Below are 22,437 nucleotides of genomic sequence, written 5' to 3' on the forward strand. Positions count from 1 at the left end.
TACCTCATCACCCCACACCCACAACCCACTACCCCCACCCCCGCCTCCCCCTTCCTCTTTATTTTTTTTGGGTGGGGGGGCCCCCCCCGGGGGCCCCCACCCCTCACAGCTGTCTGCGCAGGTCGCACCCTCACCGCTGTCTGTGCAGGTCACAGCTGTATGCGCGGGGCCGCGGGCCGGAGCCCGCGGCCTCCTCAGCTCTCCTGACCGGCCCGCCGCGGCAGCTTCCGTGCGAGCACCGACCACCGCTTCGCGGCCCGCTCGCGCCAGCGTGCCCCGAACGCTGTCCACCGGTCCGAGACCGCCCACACCACCCGCGCGGCCGAACGCGGCGCGAGCATCACCCGCAGCCGTGTCACCCGGCCCACCGGGGCATTCAGCCCGTCCTGCACCCGCCGGACGTCCTCGGCCAGCCCCGCCGTGGGCTGCGGGTGCGGCGCGTACAGCACCTGCTCCACCGCGGCAGCCACCCGGTGGACGGCCTCCGCGGGACCGGTCGTCAGCTGCCCCACGCGGACGATCCGGGCGGCGGCCTTCCGCGGGGTCTGTGACTCGTCCGGCGCAATGCCGTGGTCCCAGGCCGTGTCGGTCACTTCCAGCCAGGCCGCCAGCGTCCGCGCCGCCGCGTCCGCCGGGTCCCGGCCGCCGGAGCCCAGGCGCACGGCCCGGACCCGGGTCCGCCACAGGAAGGGCAGCAACGGCACGGCGAGGACGAGCAGCGCCGCCAGAGCGATGCCCACGATCATCCCGATGGGCGGCCCGTCGCCGCCCGAACCTGCCGCCACCGCAGGTGCGGCGCTCGCGCAGCCGCCCTGCTTCTTCACGTCGGGCGGGCAGGTGTCCGAGGCGGAGGGCGCCGTGGAGGGCTCGGAGGAGGCGGAAGGCTCCGGCGCGTCCGGGTCGTCCGTGTTCCCGGACGGGACGTCCGAGCGGGTGTAGTCCGGCACCGTGCCACGGCTCGGCGTCGGCTCGAAACGGGTCCAGCCCACGCCCTCGAAGTACAGCTCGGGCCAGGCGTGCGCGTCCCGCAGCCCGACCGACATCGAACCGTCCCCCTGAACGGTGCCCGGCGTGAAGCCCACCGCGACCCGGGCCGGGATCCCCAGCGTCCGCGCCATGGAGGCCATGGCGAAGGAGAAGTGGACGCAGAACCCTTCCTTCTGCTTCAGGAACCGCTCGATCGCGGAGGGACCACTGCCCGCCCGCACCTGGGTGTTGTACGTGAACCCGCCGTCCGACGCGAAGTAGTCCTGGAGCTTGACCGCCTGCTCGTACGGATTCGCGGCGCCCTTGGTGACCTGGCGGGCCCGGTCCGCGACCATCCCGGGCAGCGAGTCCGGCACCTTGGTGAATTCGCGCCGCAGATCGTCGGGCGGCGCCGGCGCGGCCGCGAGCTGCTCGGCCGTGGGCTCCACGACCAGGCTCTTGACCTGGTACTGCGAGCCCCGCGTGGTCTGGCCCCGGTCACCGACGAGGGCGCGGCCCACCGGCTCGTACCGCCAGCGGCCGTCGATCTTCACCTGGCTGGCGGGGAACGGCATCGGCAGCCAGTTCTGCGCATAGCTGTCGGCGGCCGCGAGGTTCGTCTGGATCTCGGTCCTGCGGACGTCGGGGCGCAGACCCTGCGGGGTCGGCAGCGGTGACGGCACGTCCTGGATGCGCCGGACCGTGGTCTTCCACGTGGTGCCGTCGAACTGGTCGAGCGAGACGATCCGCAGATACAGCTCGTCGGTCGCCTCGGCGTTCGTGCGGTACGAGAGGACCTCGCGGTCCTCTGGTTGGTTCAGGCTGTCCTGGAGCGCCACCAGCGGATTCACGGCCGAGATCGTCCCGCCGCCGCCCGAGCCGTCACCGCCGGCACCGCCGGAGCCGTCCAGCAGACCGCCGTCCAGGGCGGGCAGCGCGAGCGGCACCACCAGGGCGATGCCCAGGGCGACGGCCCCGATGCGCCGTCCCGTGCGGACCGGGGCGAGCGCCCCGCTGTCGCTCTCCAGGCCGCCGGTGACCCGGCCCGGCGCGCGCGCCGCGCCACCGAAGACCCGGCCCCACTGCGAGAGCCGGTCCCTGCCCTCGGCCAGGAGCAGCAGCAGATATCCGGCGGCGGCCAGCAGGAACCACAGCCATCCGGCGCCGCCGTCGGAGAGCCCCGCCGCGACCGAGTACAGGGCGAGCAGCGGAAGCCCCGCGGGGGCCGCCGTGCGGAAGGTGACCGCGAGCGCGTCCACCGCCAGGCCGATCACCAGCACGCCGCCGACCAGCATCAGCCTGATGCCGTCGCTGAGCGGCGCGGGGATCATGTACTGACTGACGTCGTTGCCGCCCGCCTCCAGGAGCACGCCGAACCGGTGGAACACATCGGGTCCCGGCACGATCCCCGCGAGGGCCTGTTCGCGGGCGAACACCAGCGTCAGCAGGAACAGCGAAAACAGCGCCTGCACCGCCACCGTGAGCGGCCTGGCCAGCGGCACCCGCCTGGCCAGCGCGCCCACCCCGCTCTGCAGCACGAGCAGGACGATCGCCTGCAGGAACCACGTCGCCGGATCGACGAGCGGCAGCAGCGAGCCCGACGCCATCAGCGTGGCCGTCGTGGCGCACACCGCGAGCCGCGCGCGTCCGCTCATGAAGGTCCCCCCGCGTTCGTACGGCCCCGGCCGTTCATGCCCATCCCCCGGTCGTCGTGCCCGCCACGGGCGCCGGGCCCGCGCTCGTACGGGCGTGGTCCGCCTGCCGCCACAGGTCCGCGAAGCCCGCCCCCGGCGGTACCACCAGAGCCGTCCAGCCCGCCTCGCGGAGCATCTGTACGCGTGCGTCACCGGCTCCGGACGGCAGGGCGCCCTGGCCCTGCGCCCAGGCCGTGCTGTCCAGCACGAAGGCGACTGCGGCGCCGCTGCGCCGACGCATCTTGGCGACCACCGCGGCCTGATCCTCCGCCAGGTCGCCCAGGAAGGCGATGAGCAGGCCCTCGTTCCCGCCGCGCAGCACGTCGTAGGCCCGGGAGAGCCCGGCTCCGTCCGAGTGGTCGACCACCGCGAGCGTGTCCATCATCAGTCCGGCCGCGTCCGCCGACTCCTGGCTTGCACCCGCGAAGCCGTCCGAGCCCTCGCCCGGCACCGAGGCGCCCGTGTCGGTCAGGAGGCGCACCGAGAAGCCCCGTTCGAGCATGTGGACCAGCGTGGACGCCGTGCCCGACACCGCCCACTCGAAGGCCGAGTCCGGGCCCGCGCCCCGGAAGCCCGCGCCCCGGGTGTCCAGGAGCACCGTGCAGCGGGCGCGCTGCGGCTGTTCCTCGCGGCGCACCATCAGCTCGCCGTAGCGCGCGGTGGAGCGCCAGTGCACCCGGCGCAGGTCGTCGCCGTGGCGGTACCCGCGCGGGATGACGTCGTCCTCACCGGCCAGGGCCAGCGAGCGGTTCCGTCCGTCGCCGTACCCCTTCGCCTCGCCGGTCAGCCGCACCGCGGGCAGTGCCTCCACGCGCGGGATGACCGTCAGGGTGTCGTACGTCGAGAAGGAACGCGTCAGCTCGCACATCCCGAACGGGTCGGTCAGGCGCAGCTGCAGCGGTCCCAGCGGATAGCGGCCGCGCAGGTCGGAGCGGACGCGGTAGGACACCTCGCGCCGCCCGCCCGCCTCCACGCGGTCCAGCACGAACCGGGGGCGCGGGCCGAGCACGTACGGCACCCGGTCCTGGAGCATCAGCAGCCCGGTGGGCAGCCGCGAGACGTTGTCCATCCGCAGGTGGACGCGGGCCTCCGAACCGGCGGGCACGCGCCCGGGGGAGAGCCTGCGGCTGCCCGCGACGCGGTACCGGGTGCGGAACAGGACGGTGGCGCACACCAGGGGCAGCACGGCGAGCAGCAGCCCGACGCGCAGCAGGTCGCTCTGGCCCAGGACATAGGCGCAGATGGCGGCGGCGATACCGGCCGCGAGGAAGGAACGTCCGCGGGTGGTCAGGCCCGCGAGGGCCGTGCGCACCCCGCCCTTCTCGGTTTCGGCGGGGTCCGCCGGCCTTCCCCCGGCCGTCATCAAAGCCTCCGGGCGCCGGGCGGCTGCTGGCTGAAGTAGGCGCCGGAGCCCGGCTGCACGGCGGCGGGCACCGGGGTGTGCTGCAGGATCTCAAGGACGACGGATTCGGCCGTGCGCCGGTTCAACTGGGCCTGTGCCGTGGGCAGCAGCCGGTGCGCCAGGACCGCGACGGCCAAGGCCTGCACGTCGTCCGGCAGGGCGAACTCACGGCCGCTGAGCGCGGCGGAGGCCTTGGCGGCGCGCAGCAGGTGCAGCGTCGCGCGCGGGGAGGCCCCGAGTCTGAGGTCCGGGTGGTTGCGGGTCGCGGCGACCAGGTCCACCGCATACCTCCGCACGGGCTCGGCCACGTGGACCGTGCGCACGGCGTCGATGAGCTTCACGATCTCGTGCGCGTGCGCCACCGGCTGGAGGTCGTCGAGGGGTGAGGCGCCGCCGTGGATGTCGAGCATCTGCAGCTCCGCCTCCGGCCCCGGATAGCCGATCGAGACGCGCGCCATGAAACGGTCGCGCTGCGCCTCGGGCAGGGGATAGGTCCCCTCCATCTCGACGGGGTTCTGCGTGGCCACCACCATGAAGGGACTCGGCAGTTCGTACGTCTGTCCGTCGATGGTGACCTGGCGCTCCTCCATCGACTCGAGCAGCGCGGACTGTGTCTTCGGAGACGCACGGTTGATCTCGTCGCCGATCACGATCTGCGCGAAGATCGCGCCCGGCTTGAACTCGAAGTCCCTGCGCTGCTGATCGAAGATGGACACGCCGGTGATGTCCGACGGCAGCAGATCCGGTGTGAACTGGATCCGCCGCACGGAGCAGTCGATGGACCGCGCAAGTGCCTTGGCGAGCATGGTCTTGCCCACGCCCGGCACATCCTCGATGAGCAGGTGCCCCTCGGCCAGGAGCACAGTCAGCGAAAGCCGTACGACCTCTGGCTTGCCCTCGATCACACCCTCCACCGACCTGCGGACACGCTCCGCGGTCGTGGTCAGATCTGTGAGGCTCGCTCGATCGTCATAGGTCGTCACCCGGCCCTCCTCGGCCCTTCCCCAACGCTCGCGAGGAGCAGGGGATACCCCATTTCCGGGCCGACGCTCACGCGCAGACCCGGTCCACCCAGAATTCACCGGCACCACGCATGAATGGTTCTGCGTGATGCCACCCCCGCATTGTTGTTGGGCATACCGGGTCGTGTCACTCGCCTGTGGATAACTGGCGGCGATTTGTGGCTTCTTGCGATCCTTTGTCGGTCACGCAGGGTCGATCTCCCGCAGCAGACCGGTCTTCACGTCGAACACGAATCCGCGGACGTCATCGGTGTGCAGCAGGAACGGCGAGGTCCGCACGCGCTCCATCGACTGCCGTACGTCCTGGTCGACGTCGCGGAAGGCCTCCACCGCCCACGAGGGACGCTGGCCGACCTCCATCTCCAGGTCGTGCCGGAATTCCTCGGTGAGGGACTCCAGGCCGCAGGTGGTGTGGTGGATCAGCACGACGCTGCGGGTGCCGAGCGCGCGCTGGCTGATGGTCAGGGAGCGGATGACGTCATCGGTGACCACACCGCCCGCGTTGCGGATGGTGTGGCAGTCGCCCAGCTCGAGGCCGAGCGCGCCGTGCAGGTCGAGGCGGGCGTCCATGCACGCGACGACGGCGACCTGGAGGACGGGGCGGGCGTCCATCCCGGGGTCGGTGAAGCGGGAGGCGTACTTCCCGTTGGCTTCGACGAGGCGTTCGGTGACCGTTCCGACGGATATGGCGCCGGTCGTCTCGGGGGTGCGGTCCGAGGAGGCTGCGGAAGTCGACATGGCTATGACGTTAGTGCGCGCTGATCGTCCGGGCCCGCTGTGAGGAGGGACAAAGAACGTCAAAGACTCTTGTTGTGAGCTAACCCACAAGGGGCCCCGCGGATGCCGCCGAACGGGTGACGGGGCCGGTTGCGCACCCCCGTCCGGGACCCTTCCGCGACGCGCAGGCCGGTTGATTGACCGGGAGACACGGTGGACTAAAGTGACGCGAAGCGGGAGACGCGACCTGCTCCCTGCTGGACCGCACATCCCGGGGATTCCCTGAATCCCCCCACGTGCGCGGCGCGTACGTACGGCTCGGCCTCCTCCCGCTCCCGGTCGGCTGACGCCACTTCCCCGGCGCCAGCGGTCCATTCCCCTTCACGGAGCGGGTGGGGACCCGGCGGTGCGTACGCACGCCGCGCCGGACCTGAGAGGGCCCCTTGAGCGACAACAGCCGACACGTCCCGGTGATGCTCCAGCGGTGCCTGGACATGCTGGCCCCCGCGCTCGCCGAGCCGGGCGCCGTCGTCGTCGACTGCACCCTGGGCCTCGGCGGCCACAGCGAGGCACTCCTCGCCACCTTCCCCGCGGCCCGCCTCGTCGCCCTGGACCGCGACAAGGAAGCGCTGCGCCTGTCCGGCGAGCGGCTCGCCCCCTACGGCGACCGGGCCACCCTGGTGCACGCGGTCTACGACGAGCTCCCCGACGTACTCGACCGCCTCGGCATCCCGCGCGTCCAGGGCGTCCTCTTCGACCTCGGCGTCTCCTCCATGCAGCTCGACGAGGCGGACCGCGGCTTCGCGTACGCCCAGGACGCGCCCCTCGACATGCGCATGGACCAGACGACCGGCGTCAGCGCGGCCGAGGTCCTCAACACCTACGCACCGGGCGAACTGGTGCGGATCCTGCGGGCGTACGGCGAGGAGAAGCAGGCCAAGCGCATCGTCAGCGCCGTCGTGCGCGAGCGCGAGAAGGAGCCGTTCAGCAACAGCGCCCGGCTCGTCGAGCTCATCCGCGACTCCCTGCCGCAGGCCGCCAAGCGCACCGGCGGCAACCCCGCCAAGCGCACCTTCCAGGCCCTGCGCATCGAGGTCAACGGTGAACTGAGCGTCCTGGAGCGGGCCGTTCCGGCGGCCGTGAAGGCGCTCGCCGTCGGCGGCAGGATCGCCGTCCTCTCCTACCAGTCGCTGGAGGACCGCCTCGTCAAGCAGGTGCTCGCGGCCGGTGCCACCACGACCGCGCCGCCCGGCCTGCCCGTCGTCCCCGAGCGCTACCAGCCGCGGCTCAAGCTTCTGACCCGAGGTGCCGAACTCCCCACCGAGGAAGAGGTCGCCGAGAACCGCAGGGCGGCACCTGCCCGGCTGCGGGGCGCGCAGCGCATCCGCGAGGACGTCGGATAGCCGCTGCCCCACGCAGAACCCCTGATCACAGGCCGCGAGGAGGCTCCATGAGCAAGAAGCCCGAGCTGCGGGGGAGGGCCGCCCGCCTCGCGCGGCTGCTGCCACAGGGCCCAAGCCAGGCCGCGCGCACCCCCTTCGTGCTCCTCGTCGTCCTGCTCCTCGGCGGTGGCCTGATCACGCTGCTCATCCTGAACTCCTCCCTCAACGAGGGCTCCTTCCAGCTGAGCGAGCTGAAGAAGCAGACCAAGGACCTCACCGAGGAGGAGCAGGAGCTCCAGCGCGAGGTCGACGGCTTTGCCGCCCCCGACGCCCTGCAGCGCCGCGCCCAGGAGCTCGGCATGGTCCCCGGCGGCGACCCGGCCTTCCTCGACCCCGACGGGAGCGTGCACGGCGTGCCCGGCACCGCGGCCCGCCCCTCGTCGCTGTCCTACCCCGCGCCCCGCCCGCAGGAGGTGGCGTCCCCGGCCGCCACCGTCTCGGTCCCGGCCACGCCCCCGGCCACGCCCCCGGCGTCGCCCGCGGCCCCCGACCCGGCCCCCACGGCAGCCGCCACACCCCCGCCCGCGCAGCCCGCAGGAACCCCCGCTGCCCCGGCCCCCACGACTCCCCGGCCCACGACGACCTCCGGCAGGTGACGCAAGTGTCCGACAGGGAACCCCCGCGGCGCCGGGTGCCAGGACCCGCGAGGCCCGTCCGCCCCGCACGGCCCGGCGCACCCCGCCGCCCGGCCCCGGGCGGCCGCCCCGCGAGCCGCCGCCCCGCGGCCAAGGGCAAGAGCAGGGCCCGCACCATCCGCCTCGGCAGCCCGCGGCCGCGCCTGCGCATGGTCAGCCTCGGCCTCACGCTGGTGATGCTCGCCTTCGTCGTACGGCTGCTGCAGGTGCAGGCCGTCGACGCGAGCGCGTACGCAGCCAAGGCGGAGAAGAACCGCTACTTCACGCACACCCTGGCCGCCGAGCGCGGGCGCATCACCGACCGCGGCGGCGTCGAGATGGCCGCCAGCGTGGACGCGTACGACATCACGGCGGACCCCACGCTGTTCACGCCGAAGGAGATGAAGACCAAGGACGGGCCCGAGCAGGCGGCCGCGCTCCTGGCCCCGATCCTCGGCAAGGACACCGCCGAGATCACCAAGAAGCTCAAGACCCCGGACACGCGGTACGTCCTGCTCGCCCGCAGGCAGACCCCCCAGGTGTGGAAGCAGATCAAGGACCTGCGCGGCGCGCTCGCCGAGCGGGCGGGCACGGACCCGGCCGCCCCGAACGTGCTGGCCGGTGTGCTGGCCGACCCGAGCAGCAAGCGGATCTACCCGAACGACGGCCTCGGCGCCGGGATACTGGGCTGGGTCAACTCCGACGGCAAGGGGGCGGGCGGCCTGGAGGCGCAGCTCGACAAGCAGCTGGCGGGCGAGGACGGCAAGATCCGTTACGCCCAGTCCGGCGGCCGCCGCGTGCCGACCGCGGGCTCCACGGAGACGCCCGCCGTGCCCGGCTCCGACGTCGAGCTCACCATCGACCGCGACATCCAGTGGGCCGCGCAGAACGCCATCAGCGAGCAGGTCAAGAAGTCCAAGGCGGACCGCGGCTACGTGATAGTGCAGGACACCCAGACCGGCGAGGTGCTGGCCATGGCCAATGCCCCCGGCTTCGACCCGAACGACCTCTCGCAGGCCAACGGCGCGGCCCTCGGCAACGCCTCGCTCCAGGACGCCTTCGAGCCCGGCTCCACCGCCAAGATCATGTCGATGGCCGCCGTCCTGGAGGAGAAGGTGGCCACCCCCGGCACGCGCGTGACGGTGCCCAACCGGCTGCACCGCGGCGACCGCCTCTTCCAGGACGACATCGACCACCCCACCTGGCACCTGACGCTCAACGGCGTCCTCGCCAAGTCCTCCAACATCGGCACGATCCTCGCCACCGGCGAACTGGGCAAGACGCAGAAGGAGGCCAACAAGGTCCTCTACTCGTACCTGCGCAAGTTCGGCCTGGGCAAGGAGACCGGCCTTGACTTCCCCGGCGAGACGTCCGGCATCCTGGCGCGCCCCGACAAGTGGTCCACCTCGCAGCAGTTCACGATCCCCTTCGGCCAGGGCGTCTCCATCAACGCCATGCAGGCCGCATCGGTCTACTCGACCATCGCCAACGGGGGCGTACGCATCGAACCCACCCTGGTGCGCGGCACGAAGGGACCGGACGGCCGCTTCACGCCCGCGGCCAAGCCGAAGAAGAGCCGGGTCGTGAGCGACGGGACCGCGAAGACCGTGGCGAAGATGCTGGAGTCCGTCGTCGACGACGAAGAGGGCACCGGCACCAAGGCCCGCATCCCCGGCTACCGCGTCGCGGGCAAGACGGGTACGGCCAACCGGGTCGATCCGGAGACCGGCCGCTACAAGGGCTACACCTCGTCGTTCGCCGGCTTCGCGCCCGCGGACAAGCCGCGCGTCACGGTCTACTGCGCGATCCAGAACGCCACCAAGGGCAGCTACTTCGGCGGCCAGATCTGCGGCCCCATCTACAAGGAAGTCATGGAGTTCGCCCTCAAGACGCTCCAAGTCCCGCCCACCGGAAGCGGCCCGGCCCGCCTGCCGGTGTCCTTCAAGCCCTGAGACCGACCAGGAACCACCCGTGACAACGATCACCCCCGACCCGGGGAACCGCCGCCCGGCACGCCCCTCACTTCGCTCCGAGAGGGGTACGCCCGGTACGCTCACCGCCGTGCCACACGCTGATCAGTCCCAAACCACCCAGAAGGGCGTTCCCGTGACATATCCGGGGCCGCCGCGGCCGGACCGGGTCTCCACGACCTCGTTGACCGAGCTCGCAGGCCAGCTGGGCGTCGCCGCCCCGGGCAGTGCGCAGATCACGGGCATCACGCACGACTCGCGCGCCGTGCGCCCGGGCGACATCTACGCCGCGTTGCCCGGTGCCCGCATGCACGGCGCCGATTTCGTCGCGCAGGCCGCCGACCTCGGCGCCGCCGCGGTGCTCACCGATCCGACGGGCGCCGAGCGCGCCGCCGCCACCGGTCTGCCGGTCATGGTCGTCGACGACCCGCGCGGCAGCATGGGCGAGCTGGCGGCGACGGTCTACGGCCACCCCGGCCGCGACCTCCTGCAGATCGGCATCACCGGCACGTCCGGGAAGACCACGACCGCGTACCTGATCGAGGGCGGCCTCAAGGGCGTGCGCTCGACCGGGCTCATCGGCACGGTCGAGATGCGCATCGGCGACGAGCGCATCAAGTCGGAGCGGACGACCCCCGAAGCCACCGATCTCCAGGCGCTGTTCGCGGTGATGCGCGAGCGTGGCGTCGAGGCGGTCGCCATGGAGGTCTCCAGCCACGCGCTGGTGCTCGGGCGGGTGGACGGCTGCGTCTTCGACGTCGCCGTCTTCAACAACCTCAGCCCGGAGCACATGGAGTTCCACTCCGGCATGGAGGACTACTTCCAGGCCAAGGCGCAGCTGTTCACCAAGCACCGCTCGCGACTCGGTGTGGTCAATTTCGACGACGAGTACGGGCGTCGGCTCATCACCGAGTCGGAGGTGCCCGTCACCACCTTCTCCGCCGAGGGCCACCCCGACGCCGACTGGCGCGCCGAGGACGTCGAGGTCGGCCCGCTCGACTCGACGTTCGTCGCGGTCGGCCCCAAGGGTGAGCGGATCACCGCCAAGTCGCCGCTCGCGGGTCCTTTCAACGTCGCCAACACGCTCGCCGCGATCGTCTCGCTGGCCGTCGCGGGCATCGACCCGCAGCAGGCCGCCGACGGCGTCGGCGCGGTGCCCGGCGTGCCGGGCCGCCTGGAGCGCATCGACGCGGGCCAGCCCTACCTCGCCGTCGTCGACTACGCCCACAAGACGGACGCCGTCGAATCGGTCCTGCGCGCCCTGCGCAAGGTCACCGAGGGCAAGCTGCACATCGTGCTCGGCTGCGGCGGCGACCGGGACAAGACCAAGCGGATGCCGATGGGCGCGGCCGCGGCCCGCCTCGCCGACACCGCCGTACTGACTTCCGACAACCCCCGTGGCGAGGACCCCCTCGCGATCCTCGCCACGATGCTCGCCGGCGCCGCCGACGTGCCGGCCCACGAGCGCGGCGACGTCGCCGTCTTCGAGGACCGGGCCGCCGCCATCCGCGCCGCCGTCGTCCGCGCCCGGCCGGGCGACACCGTCCTGGTCGCGGGCAAGGGCCACGAGCAGGGACAGGACATCGCCGGGGTGGTGCGTCCCTTCGACGACCGCCAGGTGCTTCGCGAAGCTATCCAGCAAACCCAGGGATGAAGTTGTGATCGCCCTCTCCCTCGCCGAGATCGCCACCGTCGTCGGCGGGCAGACGTACGACATACCGGATCCGGCCGTATCGGTCACCGGATCCGTCGTCCGGGACTCCCGTGAGGTGGAGCCCGGCAGCCTCTTCGTCGCCTTCGTCGGCGAGCGCGTCGACGGCCACGACTACGCGGCCGACGTGGTCGCCGCGGGCGCGGTCGCCGTGCTCGCGTCGCGGCCCGTCGGCGTGCCCGCCATCGTCGTCGACGATGTGCAGGCCGCGCTCGGAGCCCTCGCACGCCACGTCGTGGAGCGGCTCGGCGCGACGCTGGTCGCGCTGACCGGATCGGTCGGCAAGACCAGCTCCAAGGACCTCCTCGCGCAGGTGCTGCAGCGCAAGGCGCCGACGGTCTTCACGCCGGGATCGCTCAACAACGAGATCGGCCTGCCGCTGACCGCCCTGAGCGCCACCGACGAGACGCGCTTCCTCGTCCTGGAGATGGGGGCGCGCGGAATCGGCCATATCAAGTACCTCACCGGACTCACCCCGCCGAAGATCGGCCTCGTCCTGAACGTCGGCACCGCCCACATCGGCGAGTTCGGCGGGCGCGAGCAGATCGCGGTCGCGAAGGGTGAGCTGGTGGAGTCGCTGCCCGCGGACGGGGCCGCGATCCTCAACGCCGACGACCCCCTCGTCCGCGCCATGGCTTCCCGCACGAAGGCGCGCGTCCTCCTCTTCGGAGAGTCCGACGACGCCGACGTCCGCGCGGAAAATGTCCGGCTCACAGAGAACGGACAGCCCGCTTTTACGCTGCACACACCCTCCGGGTGCAGCGACGTGACCTTGCGGCTGTACGGTGAGCACCACGTGTCGAACGCGCTTGCCGCGGCCGCCGTCGCCCATGAGCTGGGCATGTCCGTGGACGAGATCGCCCTCGCGCTCTCCGAGGCGGGCACGCTGTCCCGCTGGCGGATGGAGGTCACCGAGCGCCCGGACGGCGTGACTATCGTCAACGACGCCTACAACGCGAACCCCGAGTCCATGCGAGCCGCCCTGCGCGCGCTCGTGGCCATGGGCAAGGGGCGCCGTACGTGGGCGGTGCTCGGTCACATGGCCGAGCTCGGGGACGAGGGGCTCGCCGAGCACGACGCGGTCGGACGCCTGGTCGTCCGGCTCAACGTGAGCAAGCTCGTGGCAGTCGGGGGCAGGGAAGCGTCCTGGCTCCAACTGGGCGCATACAACGAGGGTTCGTGGGGTGAGGAGTCGGTGCACGTGTCCGACGCACAGGCGGCGATCGACCTGTTGCGCAGCGAGCTGCGCGCAGGAGACGTCGTACTGGTGAAGGCGTCCAGATCGGTCGGTCTCGAGAAGGTCGCCACGGCGCTTCTCGACGACGCCGCGGTGTCTTCTGAGGGGCAGGTCTCCGGCCGATGAGGCAGATCCTCTTCGCGGGTGTGATCGGGCTCTTCCTGACCCTGGTCGGTACCCCGCTGCTGATCAAGCTCCTGGCCCGCAAGGGCTACGGCCAGTTCATCCGGGACGACGGCCCGCGCGAGCACCACAGCAAGCGCGGTACGCCGACCATGGGTGGCATCGCCTTCATCCTGGCCACGCTCATCGCGTACTTCCTCACGAAGGTCATCACCGGCACGGAGACGACGCTCTCCGGCCTCCTGGTGCTCTTCCTGATGGCGGGCATGGGCCTCGTCGGATTCCTCGACGACTACATCAAGATCGTCAAGCAGCGCTCGCTCGGTCTGCGCGCCAAGGCGAAGATGGCCGGTCAGCTGATCGTCGGCATCGGTTTCGCCGTGCTCGCGCTCAACTGGCCGGACAACCGCAACCAGACCCCGGCCTCCACCAAGCTGTCGTTCGTCACGGACTTCGGCTGGTCGATCGGCCCGGTCCTGTTCGTGGTCTGGGCGCTGTTCATGATCCTCGCGATGTCGAACGGCGTGAACCTCACCGACGGTCTGGACGGCCTCGCCACCGGCGCCTCCGTGATGGTCTTCGGCGCCTACACCTTCATCGGTGTCTGGCAGTACCAGGAGTCCTGCGCCAACGCGGTCACGCTGACCAACCCCCAGGCGTGCTTCGAGGTGAGAGACCCGCTCGACCTCGCGGTGGTCGCCTCCGCACTCATGGGTGCCTGCTTCGGCTTCCTGTGGTGGAACACCTCGCCCGCCAAGATCTTCATGGGTGACACCGGCTCGCTCGCCCTCGGCGGCGCGCTCGCCGGACTCGCGATCTGCTCCCGCACGGAGCTGCTCCTCGCGCTCCTCGGCGGCCTCTTCGTGATGATCACCATGTCGGTCGTCATCCAGGTCGGCTCGTTCAAGCTGACCGGCAAGCGCGTCTTCCGGATGGCACCACTGCAGCACCACTTCGAACTCAAGGGGTGGTCCGAAGTCCTTGTGGTGGTCCGCTTCTGGATCATCCAGGGCATGTGCGTGATCGTCGGTCTCGGTCTCTTCTACGCGGGATGGGCAGCCGAAAAGTGACCACTGGGTCCGAATGGCAGGGCAAGAGCATCACCGTCGCCGGTCTCGGCGTGAGCGGCATCAGCGCCGCCCGCGCCCTGGCCGGCCTCGGCGCGACGGTGACCGTCGTGGACGGCGGCTCGTCGGAGGCGCACCAGGAGCGTGCCGCCTCGCTCAAGGGCGAGGGCATCTCCGTACGGCTCGGGGACGCTCAGACGCTTCCCGGGGGCACCGACCTGGTGGTCACCTCGCCCGGCTGGAAGCCCTCTTCGCCGCTCTTCGCGGCGGCCGCGGACGCGGGGGTGGACGTCGTAGGCGACGTCGAGATCGCCTGGCGCCTGCGCGGCCCCGACGCGGCACCCTGGCTCGCCATCACGGGCACCAACGGCAAGACCACGACCACCCAGATGCTCGCCTCGATCCTGACGGCGGGCGGTCTGCGCACGGCGGCCGTCGGCAACATCGGCACCCCGATCGTGGACGTGATCCTGGCGGGCGACGACGCGTACGACGTGCTCGCCGTCGAGCTCTCCTCGTACCAGCTGCACTGGGCGCCCTCGCTGCGCGCCCACTCCGCGGCCGTCCTGAACCTCGCGCCCGACCACCTCGACTGGCACGGCTCCATGGAGGCGTACGCCGCCGACAAGGGCCGCATCTACGAAGGCAACCAGGTCGCCTGCGTCTACAACGTCTCCGACGCGGCGACCGAGGACCTGGTCCGCGAGGCCGACGTCGAAGAGGGCTGCCGCGCCATCGGTTTCACGCTGAATGCGCCCGCGCCCTCGCAACTGGGCGTCGTGGACGGCATTCTGGTCGACCGTGCCTTCGTGCCGGACCGCCAGAAGCAGGCCCAGGAGCTCGCCGAGGTCTCCGACGTCCAGCCGCCCGCGCCGCACAACATCGCCAACGCGCTGGCCGCGGCGGCCCTCGCCCGCGCCTTCGGCGTACCGGCGACGGCCGTCCGCGACGGCCTGCGGGCCTTCCGCCCGGACGCCCACCGCATCGAGCACGTCGCCGACGTCGAGGGCGTCGCGTACGTCGACGACTCCAAGGCCACCAACACCCACGCCGCCGAGGCGTCGTTGGCCGCGTACGAGTCGATCGTCTGGATCGCGGGCGGGCTCGCCAAGGGCGCCACCTTCGACGAGCTCGTCGGAAACGCGGCGAAGCGGCTGCGCGGCGCCGTCCTCATCGGCGCCGACCGTGAACTGATCCGCGAAGCCCTTGCGCGACACGCGCCCGAGGTCCCGGTCGTCGACCTCGACCGGACCGACACTGGGGCGATGTCCGAGGCGGTACGCCGGGCGGCGGAGCTGGCTCAGCCGGGGGACACCGTGCTGATGGCTCCGGCCTGTGCGTCGATGGACATGTTCACCAACTACAACAAGCGTGGTGAAGCGTTCGCGGACGCCGTCCGCGAGCTCGGCTCCACGAGCGCCTGACCGGGCTTTCCGCCCGGCGGGGCGCCGGGCACACCCTTGGGAGGGGAACGTGGCCAGGTCTTCCGTGCGGGTCGCCAAACGACCGGCTCCGGTACGCGCCAGAGGTGCCTCCCACCCTCCGGGCGAGAGCGGGCCCAGGCGGCTCTACAACAGGGCACGCAAGGCCTGGGACAGGCCGCTCACGGCGTATTACCTCATCTTCGGCAGCAGCCTGCTGATCACCGTGCTCGGCCTGGTGATGGTCTACTCGGCCTCGATGATCCAGGCGCTGCAGCTGAACCTGCCCGCCTCCTACTTCTTCCGCAAGCAGTTCGTGGCGGCCGTGCTCGGCACGATCCTGCTCCTGGTCGCCATGCGGATGCCGATCAAACTGCACCGGGCGCTCGCCTACCCGATCCTCGCGGTGACCGTCTTCCTGATGGCCCTCGTGCAGATCCCGGGGATAGGGCGCAGCGTCAACGGCAACCAGAACTGGATCTACCTGGGCGGCCCGTTCCAACTCCAGCCCAGCGAGTTCGGCAAGCTCGCCCTGGTCCTGTGGGGCGCCGACCTGCTCGCGCGCAAGCACGACAAGCGGCTCCTGACCCAGTGGAAACACATGCTGGTGCCGCTCGTCCCCGTCGCCTTCATGCTGCTCGGACTCATCATGCTCGGCGGCGACATGGGCACGGCGATCATCCTCACCGCAATCCTCTTCGGACTGCTCTGGCTGGCCGGAGCGCCCACCCGGCTCTTCGCGGGGGTGCTCAGCATCGCGGCGCTCCTCGGTGTGATTCTCATCAAGACCAGCCCCAACCGCATGGCCAGGCTCGGGTGCATCGGCGCCACGGATCCGGGACCAGGCGACCAGTGCTGGCAGGCCGTGCACGGGATCTACGCCCTGGCCTCCGGCGGATTCTTCGGTTCTGGACTCGGCGCGAGTGTGGAAAAATGGGGTCAACTGCCTGAACCGCACACCGACTTCATCTTCGCCATCACCGGGGAGGAACTCGGCCTGGCAGGGACACTGTCGGTGCTCGCTCTGTTCGCGGCTCTAGGCTATGCGGGTATCCGCGTGGCCGGACGCACGGAGGACCCCTTCGTGAGGTATGCCGCGGGAGGCGTGACCACCTGGATCACGGCGCAGGCCGTGGTCAATGTCGGTGCGGTGCTCGGTCTGCTGCCGATCGCCGGTGTCCCGCTCCCGCTGTTCTCCTACGGGGGTTCGGCCCTGCTGCCGACCATGTTCGCCATCGGACTCCTCATCGCCTTCGCGCGATCGGACCCGGCGGCGAAGGCGGCCCTGGCCATGCGGCAACCTCGGGTGAGATGGAACACGATGCGACGGCGCGTCAAGGCGCGTTCGTCCGGAGAGCGGTGAATTTCGGTGCATGTCGTACTCGCCGGTGGGGGGACCGCCGGCCACATCGAGCCCGCGCTCGCCCTCGCGGACGCCCTGCGGAGGCAGGACCCGACCGTGGGCATCACGGCCCTGGGCACGGAGCGTGGACTCGAGACCCGGCTCGTACCCGAGCGGGGCTACGAACTCGCGCTGATCCCGGCCGTCCCGCTGCCGCGCAAGCCCACCCCTGAACTGATCACCGTCCCAGGAAGGCTGCGCGGCACCATCAAGGCGGCCGAGCAGATCCTGGAGCGCACCAAGGCGGACTGCGTCGTCGGCTTCGGCGGCTATGTGGCCCTGCCGGGCTATCTGGCGGCCAAGCGGACCGGGACGCCGATCGTCGTGCACGAGGCCAATGCGCGCCCCGGCCTCGCCAACAAGATCGGTTCGCGGTACGCCTCCGGGGTGGCCGTCGCCACCCCCGACAGCAAGCTGCGCAACTCCCGCTACATCGGCATCCCGTTGCGGCACACCATCGCCACGCTGGACCGGGCCCGGGTCCGTCCGGAGGCGCGTGCCGCCTTCGGCCTCGACCCCAACCTGCCGACGCTGCTGGTGTCCGGTGGATCCCAGGGCGCACGGCGGCTCAACGAGGTCGTCCAGCAGGCCGCCCCCGTGCTGCAGCGCGCGGGCATCCAGATCCTGCACGCGGTCGGCCCGAAGAACGAATTGCCGTATGTGCAGCAGATGCCGGGAATGCCCCCGTACATCCCGGTACCGTACGTGGACCGGATGGACCTCGCGTACGCCGCTGCGGACATGATGCTCTGCCGCGCGGGCGCGATGACCGTGGCCGAACTCTCCGCCGTCGGGCTCCCCGCCGCCTACGTCCCGCTGCCGATCGGCAACGGCGAACAGCGGCTCAACGCCCAGCCGGTGGTCAAGGCCGGCGGCGGACTGCTGGTCGACGACGCGGAACTGACGCCCGAGTGGGTCCAGGGCAACGTCCTGCCCGTGCTCGCCGACCCGCACCGGCTGTACGAGATGTCCCGTGCGGCCTCGGAGTTCGGCCGCAGGGACGCCGACGAGCTGCTCGTCGGCATGGTGTACGAGGCGATTGCGTCACGCCGCAACGCGTGAGAAGGCAGGGGACCGTGGCCGGACCGACCACCGCCGAACGGCAGCAGAAGAAGTCCGGCCCGCCCCGCCCGCAGCGCATGCGCCGCCCCGGGCTGCCGCGTTCACGCACTCTGATCATCGTCCTGGTGCTCGTCGTACTGCTCGGCGCCGGGGCGGTCTGGGTGCTCTACGGATCGCAGTGGCTGCGTCTGGAGCGCGTGAAGACGTCGGGAACCCGCGTCCTGACGCCCGAAGAAGTCCGCAAGGCGGCCGACGCACCCGTCGGGGCACCACTGATTTCGGTCGATACGGATGCGCTCGAAGAGCGGCTGCGCTCGAAATTGCCCCGAATTGACTCGGTTGATGTCGTCCGCTCGTGGCCGCACACAATCGGACTCAAAGTGACGGAACGCAAGCCGGTTCTGCTCATCGAGAAGGGCGGAAAGTTCGTCGAAGTGGACGCCAAGGGAGTGCGATTCGCCACGGTCGGACGCGCGCCCGGCGGAGTGCCGAAGCTCGAATTGCGGGTGGACCGGGAGAGCGCACCGGCCAGTCTGCGCCGTTTCGGCACCGACCGCCTGCTGCGCGAGGCGGTCCGGGTCGCCGGTGACCTGCCCGAAGCGGTCGCCCGCGATACCCGGAACGTCAAGGTCCGTTCGTACGACTCCATCTCGCTTGAGTTGCGCGGCGGGCGCACCGTCGACTGGGGCAGTGGTGAGAAGGGGCGTTCCAAGGCCACTACCCTCACCGCGCTCATGAAAGCGGTACCCAAGGCACGGCACTTCGACGTGAGCGTCCCCACCGCCCCCGCATCAACGGGGAGTTGACGCATATCGTCGCAGGCCAGCACCCTGGTTCGGCAGCGCTATGGCTGATCACATAGGGTGAAAAGAAAAACGGGAGGTTCGGCGTGTTCGTTGAACGTGCGCCACTTGTCGACTTAGTGTCCTGTTCGGAAGAGTCCAAGGAACAGACACACTGGTAACCCTAAACTTCAGCGTTAGGGTTCGGGTCGGCGTTCGGACCGTCCCATTCGGCATCAGTCGCCGCATCGCATCGATGCGAAACGGCGACACGTAACTCGAGGCGAGAGGCCTTCGACGTGGCAGCACCGCAGAACTACCTCGCAGTCATCAAAGTCATCGGTGTCGGCGGCGGTGGTGTCAATGCCATCAACCGGATGATCGAGGTCGGTCTCAAGGGCGTCGAGTTCATCGCCATCAACACCGACGCGCAAGCCCTGTTGATGAGCGACGCCGACGTCAAGCTCGACGTCGGCCGTGAACTCACCCGCGGACTCGGCGCCGGCGCCAACCCGGCCGTCGGCCGCAAGGCCGCAGAGGACCACCGCGAGGAGATCGAGGAGGTCCTCAAGGGGGCCGACATGGTCTTCGTCACCGCCGGCGAAGGCGGCGGCACCGGCACCGGCGGCGCACCCGTCGTCGCCAACATCGCGCGCTCGCTCGGCGCCCTCACCATCGGCGTGGTCACCCGGCCCTTCACCTTCGAAGGCCGCCGCCGTGCCAACCAGGCCGAGGACGGCATCGCGGAGCTGCGCGAAGAGGTCGACACCCTCATCGTCATCCCCAACGACCGGCTCCTGTCCATCTCGGACCGTCAGGTCTCCGTCCTCGACGCCTTCAAGTCGGCGGACCAGGTCCTGCTCTCCGGTGTCCAGGGCATCACCGACCTCATCACCACGCCCGGCCTGATCAACCTCGACTTCGCCGACGTCAAGTCGGTCATGTCCGAGGCCGGTTCGGCGCTCATGGGCATCGGCTCGGCCCGCGGCGACGACCGCGCGGTGGCCGCCGCCGAGATGGCGATCTCCTCGCCGCTCCTGGAGGCGTCCATCGACGGCGCCCGCGGTGTGCTGCTCTCCATCTCCGGTGGCTCGGACCTCGGCCTCTTCGAGATCAACGAAGCGGCCCAACTGGTCAGCGAGGCGGCACACCCCGAGGCGAACATCATCTTCGGTGCGGTCATCGACGACGCACTCGGCGACGAGGTCAGGGTCACCGTCATCGCGGCGGGCTTCGACGGCGGACAGCCACCGTCCAAGCGGGACAACGTCCTCGGCTCGGCATCGTCCGGCTCGGCCAAGCGCGAGGAGCCCGCGACGCCCGCCAGGCCCGCGGAATCGTCCCGCCCGGCCTTCGGTGGCCTCGGCTCCGTCACCCCGCGCGACGAGCCCGCCACCCCGGAGCCCGCAGAGGCGGCCCCGGCGAGCGAGGCACCGTCCGCGCCCTCGGCCCCGCCGCAGGTTCCGCCGGCCCGTCCCTACCAGGACAGCCAGGCAGAAGAGCTGGACGTGCCGGACTTCTTGAAGTGATAAGCAAGCACAGCAACGTGAGCGGCGCGCACTTCGCCTTCACCGACAGGTGGGGCGGGGTGAGCGCCGTTCCGTACGAAGAGCTCAACCTCGGCGGCGCGGTCGGTGACGACCCGGAGGCCGTGCGCACCAACCGCACGCTGGCCGCCAAGTCCCTGGACATCGACCCGGTCCGGGTCGTCTGGATGAACCAGGTGCACGGCCGCGATGTAGCGGTGGTCGAAGGTCCCTGGGACCCGGACACCGAGATCCCGTCCGTCGACGCGGTGGTGACGGCCCGCAGGGGCCTCGCCCTCGCGGTCCTCACCGCCGACTGCACCCCCGTCCTGCTCGCCGATCCGGTGGCGGGAGTAGCCGCCGCGGCCCACGCGGGCCGCCCCGGCATGGTGGCGGGCGTCGTGCCCGCCGCTGTCGAGGCCATGGTGCGGCTCGGCGCCGAGCCCGGCCGCATCGTCGCCCGCACCGGTCCCGCGGTCTGCGGGCGTTGTTACGAAGTGCCGGAAGCGATGCGCGCCGATGTCGCCGCCGTCGAGCCCGCGGCGTACGCCGAAACGAGCTGGGGTACGCCCGCGGTCGACGTGACCGCCGGAGTGCACGCCCAGCTGGAGCGGCTCGGGGTGTGCGACCGGGAGCAGTCGCCGGTGTGCACCCTGGAGTCCGGTGACCATTTCTCGTACCGCAGGGACCGGTCCACCGGTCGCCTCGCGGGCTATGTCTGGCTGGACTGATAGGGCATGACGGAGCGAAAGTCTCAACTCGCCGCAAACCTCGCGAAGGTCGAGGAGCGCATCGCCGCGGCCTGCGCCGCGGCCGGGCGCAAGCGGGAGGAAGTGACCCTGATCGTGGTCACGAAGACCTATCCCGCGAGCGATGTGCGGATCCTGTCCGAACTCGGTGTGCGGCACGTCGCGGAGAACCGCGACCAGGACGCGGCCCCGAAGGCGGCCGACTGCGCGGATCTCCCCCTCAGCTGGCACTTCGTGGGTCAGCTGCAGACCAACAAGGTCCGTTCCGTGGTCGGTTATGCCGACGTGGTGCAGTCCGTGGACCGTCCCAAGCTCGTCACGGCTCTCTCGACGGCCGCGGAGCGCGAGGAGCGCGAGCTCGGCTGCCTGATCCAGGTCGCGCTCGACGCCGAGGAGAACGGCCGGGGCGAGCGCGGGGGCGTGGGCCCGGGCGGAATCGAAGAGTTGGCCGGTCTCGTGGCCGGGGCGCCGGGACTGCGGCTCGATGGTCTGATGACCGTCGCGCCGCTCACCGGTCCGTACGCGGGTCGGCAACAGGCGGCGTTCGAGCGGTTGATGGAATTCTCAACCCTCATGCGCGCGGCTCATCCTGCTGCGAACATGGTCTCGGCAGGGATGAGTGCGGACCTCGAACAGGCTGTTGCGGCCGGAGCGACACATGTGCGCGTCGGAACGGCGGTACTCGGAGTCCGACCCGGGCTCGGGTAACGTCGCCAAGAAGTCGGACCACAGCAGAAAATATGGTCATTCTCGCTGTTGGGCGGGGATACCTCGTGGATCGCGAGCAGTTGGTGACGACAGCCGATCCACCACAGAGCGGAGGACTCAGAGCATGGCCGGCGCGATGCGCAAGATGGCGGTCTACCTCGGCCTCGTGGAGGACGATGGGTACGACGGTCCGGGGTTCGACCCCGATGACGAGTTCGAACCCGAGCCGGAGCCCGAGCGTGACCGCAGGAGGCACGAACCCTCGCATCAGTCGCACCAGTCCCACCAGTCACAAAGGGACGAATCGGTGCGAGTGGTGCAGCCGCCTGCCCCGCGTGAACCGGCATCCCATTCCGCTTCGCTAGCCGCGGAATCGGGACGTCCGGCACGAATCGCCCCCGTGGCATCCATCACACCTGAACGCCAGAGCCTGGAGAAGAACGCACCGGTGATCATGCCCAAGGTCGTGTCCGAGCGGGAGCCCTACCGCATCACCACATTGCACCCCCGGACCTACAACGAGGCCCGTACCATCGGGGAACACTTCCGTGAAGGCACTCCGGTGATCATGAATCTGACGGAGATGGACGACACGGATGCGAAGCGACTTGTCGACTTTGCCGCCGGTCTGGTCTTCGGCCTGCATGGCAGCATTGAGCGAGTGACGCAGAAGGTGTTCCTGTTGTCGCCTGCTAACGTCGATGTAACGGCGGAGGACAAGGCTCGCATCGCAGAGGGCGGGTTCTTCAACCAGAGCTGAGACGCAGTGATGTAGCAGATGCCGTAGACGCAGTACCGGAACAACGAGCACGAAGTAACAGG

General features: G+C 70.7%; 18 protein-coding genes. 14 read left to right on the forward strand and 4 right to left on the reverse strand.

The annotated features are described in order from the left end of the window. Positions 1–194: 194 nt before the first annotated feature. The 4 genes from ABZV77_RS30510 to ABZV77_RS30525 form a co-directional block, all read right to left on the reverse strand. Positions 195–2,621, reverse strand: coding sequence for a DUF3488 and transglutaminase-like domain-containing protein (locus ABZV77_RS30510; RefSeq protein ID WP_356263653.1), 2,427 nt, complete (start codon positions 2,619–2,621; stop codon positions 195–197). Positions 2,622–2,655: 34 nt separating this feature from the next. Then, positions 2,656–4,023, reverse strand: coding sequence for a DUF58 domain-containing protein (locus ABZV77_RS30515; RefSeq protein ID WP_356263656.1), 1,368 nt, complete (start codon positions 4,021–4,023; stop codon positions 2,656–2,658). Next, positions 4,023–5,045 carry a MoxR family ATPase gene (locus ABZV77_RS30520; protein WP_356263659.1) on the reverse strand — a complete coding sequence of 341 codons (1,023 nt, stop codon included), beginning with the start codon at positions 5,043–5,045 and terminating at the stop codon, positions 4,023–4,025. Before ABZV77_RS30520 ends, ABZV77_RS30515 begins: the two co-directional genes overlap by 1 nt. 222 nt (positions 5,046–5,267) lie before the next feature. After that, entirely contained in the window at positions 5,268–5,822 is a 555-nt protein-coding gene (locus ABZV77_RS30525; protein WP_356263662.1) for a carbonic anhydrase, read from the reverse strand. A gap of 422 nt (positions 5,823–6,244) precedes the next feature. On the opposite strand from ABZV77_RS30525, the gene rsmH reads away from it, so the two are divergent. From rsmH to sepF, 14 genes are all read left to right on the forward strand, one after another. Next, complete coding sequence (rsmH, locus tag ABZV77_RS30530) at positions 6,245–7,204, forward strand: 16S rRNA (cytosine(1402)-N(4))-methyltransferase RsmH (protein WP_356263665.1); 960 nt, start codon at positions 6,245–6,247, stop codon at positions 7,202–7,204. Between the two features lie 47 nt (positions 7,205–7,251). Continuing rightward, positions 7,252–7,839: a septum formation initiator family protein gene (locus ABZV77_RS30535; protein ID WP_356263668.1), complete on the forward strand. Its 588-nt coding sequence runs from the start codon at positions 7,252–7,254 to the stop codon at positions 7,837–7,839. A 5-nt stretch (positions 7,840–7,844) separates the two neighbouring features. Further along, positions 7,845–9,809, forward strand: coding sequence for a penicillin-binding transpeptidase domain-containing protein (locus ABZV77_RS30540; protein ID WP_356263671.1), 1,965 nt, complete (start codon positions 7,845–7,847; stop codon positions 9,807–9,809). A 19-nt stretch (positions 9,810–9,828) separates the two neighbouring features. Beyond that, positions 9,829–11,481 carry a UDP-N-acetylmuramoyl-L-alanyl-D-glutamate--2,6-diaminopimelate ligase gene (locus tag ABZV77_RS30545; protein ID WP_356263674.1) on the forward strand — a complete coding sequence of 551 codons (1,653 nt, stop codon included), beginning with the start codon at positions 9,829–9,831 and terminating at the stop codon, positions 11,479–11,481. A 4-nt stretch (positions 11,482–11,485) separates the two neighbouring features. Continuing rightward, the gene (gene murF / locus ABZV77_RS30550) at positions 11,486–12,901 is read left to right on the forward strand and encodes a UDP-N-acetylmuramoyl-tripeptide--D-alanyl-D-alanine ligase (protein ID WP_356263677.1); all 1,416 of its coding nucleotides are present in this window, start codon (positions 11,486–11,488) and stop codon (positions 12,899–12,901) included. Further along, positions 12,898–13,968, forward strand: coding sequence for a phospho-N-acetylmuramoyl-pentapeptide-transferase (gene mraY, locus ABZV77_RS30555; protein WP_055565239.1), 1,071 nt, complete (start codon positions 12,898–12,900; stop codon positions 13,966–13,968). The genes murF and mraY overlap by 4 nt, the downstream gene beginning before the upstream one ends. Next, positions 13,965–15,389 (forward strand): UDP-N-acetylmuramoyl-L-alanine--D-glutamate ligase, encoded by a 1,425-nt coding sequence (gene murD, locus ABZV77_RS30560; RefSeq protein ID WP_356263680.1) that lies wholly within the window; start codon positions 13,965–13,967, stop codon positions 15,387–15,389. Before mraY ends, murD begins: the two co-directional genes overlap by 4 nt. Before the next feature lie 49 nt (positions 15,390–15,438). Beyond that, on the forward strand, positions 15,439–16,749 hold the full coding sequence (gene ftsW / locus ABZV77_RS30565) for a putative lipid II flippase FtsW (protein WP_356263683.1): 1,311 nt from the start codon (positions 15,439–15,441) through the stop codon (positions 16,747–16,749). Positions 16,750–16,755: 6 nt separating this feature from the next. Next, positions 16,756–17,850, forward strand: a complete 1,095-nt coding sequence (murG, locus tag ABZV77_RS30570) for an undecaprenyldiphospho-muramoylpentapeptide beta-N-acetylglucosaminyltransferase (RefSeq protein ID WP_356263686.1) — start codon at positions 16,756–16,758, stop codon at positions 17,848–17,850. 14 nt (positions 17,851–17,864) lie between these two features. Next, entirely contained in the window at positions 17,865–18,656 is a 792-nt protein-coding gene (locus ABZV77_RS30575) for an FtsQ-type POTRA domain-containing protein (protein ID WP_356263689.1), read from the forward strand. A gap of 275 nt (positions 18,657–18,931) precedes the next feature. Then, complete coding sequence (ftsZ, locus tag ABZV77_RS30580) at positions 18,932–20,161, forward strand: cell division protein FtsZ (RefSeq protein WP_306333884.1); 1,230 nt, start codon at positions 18,932–18,934, stop codon at positions 20,159–20,161. A gap of 17 nt (positions 20,162–20,178) precedes the next feature. Continuing rightward, the gene (gene pgeF / locus ABZV77_RS30585) at positions 20,179–20,889 is read left to right on the forward strand and encodes a peptidoglycan editing factor PgeF (RefSeq protein WP_356263692.1); all 711 of its coding nucleotides are present in this window, start codon (positions 20,179–20,181) and stop codon (positions 20,887–20,889) included. Between the two features lie 6 nt (positions 20,890–20,895). Further along, complete coding sequence (locus ABZV77_RS30590; RefSeq protein ID WP_356263695.1) at positions 20,896–21,615, forward strand: YggS family pyridoxal phosphate-dependent enzyme; 720 nt, start codon at positions 20,896–20,898, stop codon at positions 21,613–21,615. Positions 21,616–21,739: 124 nt separating this feature from the next. Next, the gene (sepF, locus tag ABZV77_RS30595) at positions 21,740–22,375 is read left to right on the forward strand and encodes a cell division protein SepF (RefSeq protein WP_356263698.1); all 636 of its coding nucleotides are present in this window, start codon (positions 21,740–21,742) and stop codon (positions 22,373–22,375) included. The last annotated feature ends 62 nt before the right edge of the window (positions 22,376–22,437 follow it).

This window comes from Streptomyces sp. NPDC004732, from assembly GCF_040609235.1.
GTDB lineage: Bacteria > Actinomycetota > Actinomycetes > Streptomycetales > Streptomycetaceae > Streptomyces.

Coding starts and splice junctions, on each gene's coding strand:
- sepF (WP_356263698.1), top strand. CDS start 21,740: ATGGCCGGCGCGATGCGCAAGATGGCGGTCTACCTCGGCCTCGTGGAG.
- ABZV77_RS30515 (WP_356263656.1), bottom strand. CDS start 4,023: ATGACGGCCGGGGGAAGGCCGGCGGACCCCGCCGAAACCGAGAAGGGC.
- ABZV77_RS30525 (WP_356263662.1), bottom strand. CDS start 5,822: ATGTCGACTTCCGCAGCCTCCTCGGACCGCACCCCCGAGACGACCGGC.
- ABZV77_RS30590 (WP_356263695.1), top strand. CDS start 20,896: ATGACGGAGCGAAAGTCTCAACTCGCCGCAAACCTCGCGAAGGTCGAG.
- ABZV77_RS30510 (WP_356263653.1), bottom strand. CDS start 2,621: ATGAGCGGACGCGCGCGGCTCGCGGTGTGCGCCACGACGGCCACGCTG.
- ABZV77_RS30535 (WP_356263668.1), top strand. CDS start 7,252: ATGAGCAAGAAGCCCGAGCTGCGGGGGAGGGCCGCCCGCCTCGCGCGG.
- mraY (WP_055565239.1), top strand. CDS start 12,898: ATGAGGCAGATCCTCTTCGCGGGTGTGATCGGGCTCTTCCTGACCCTG.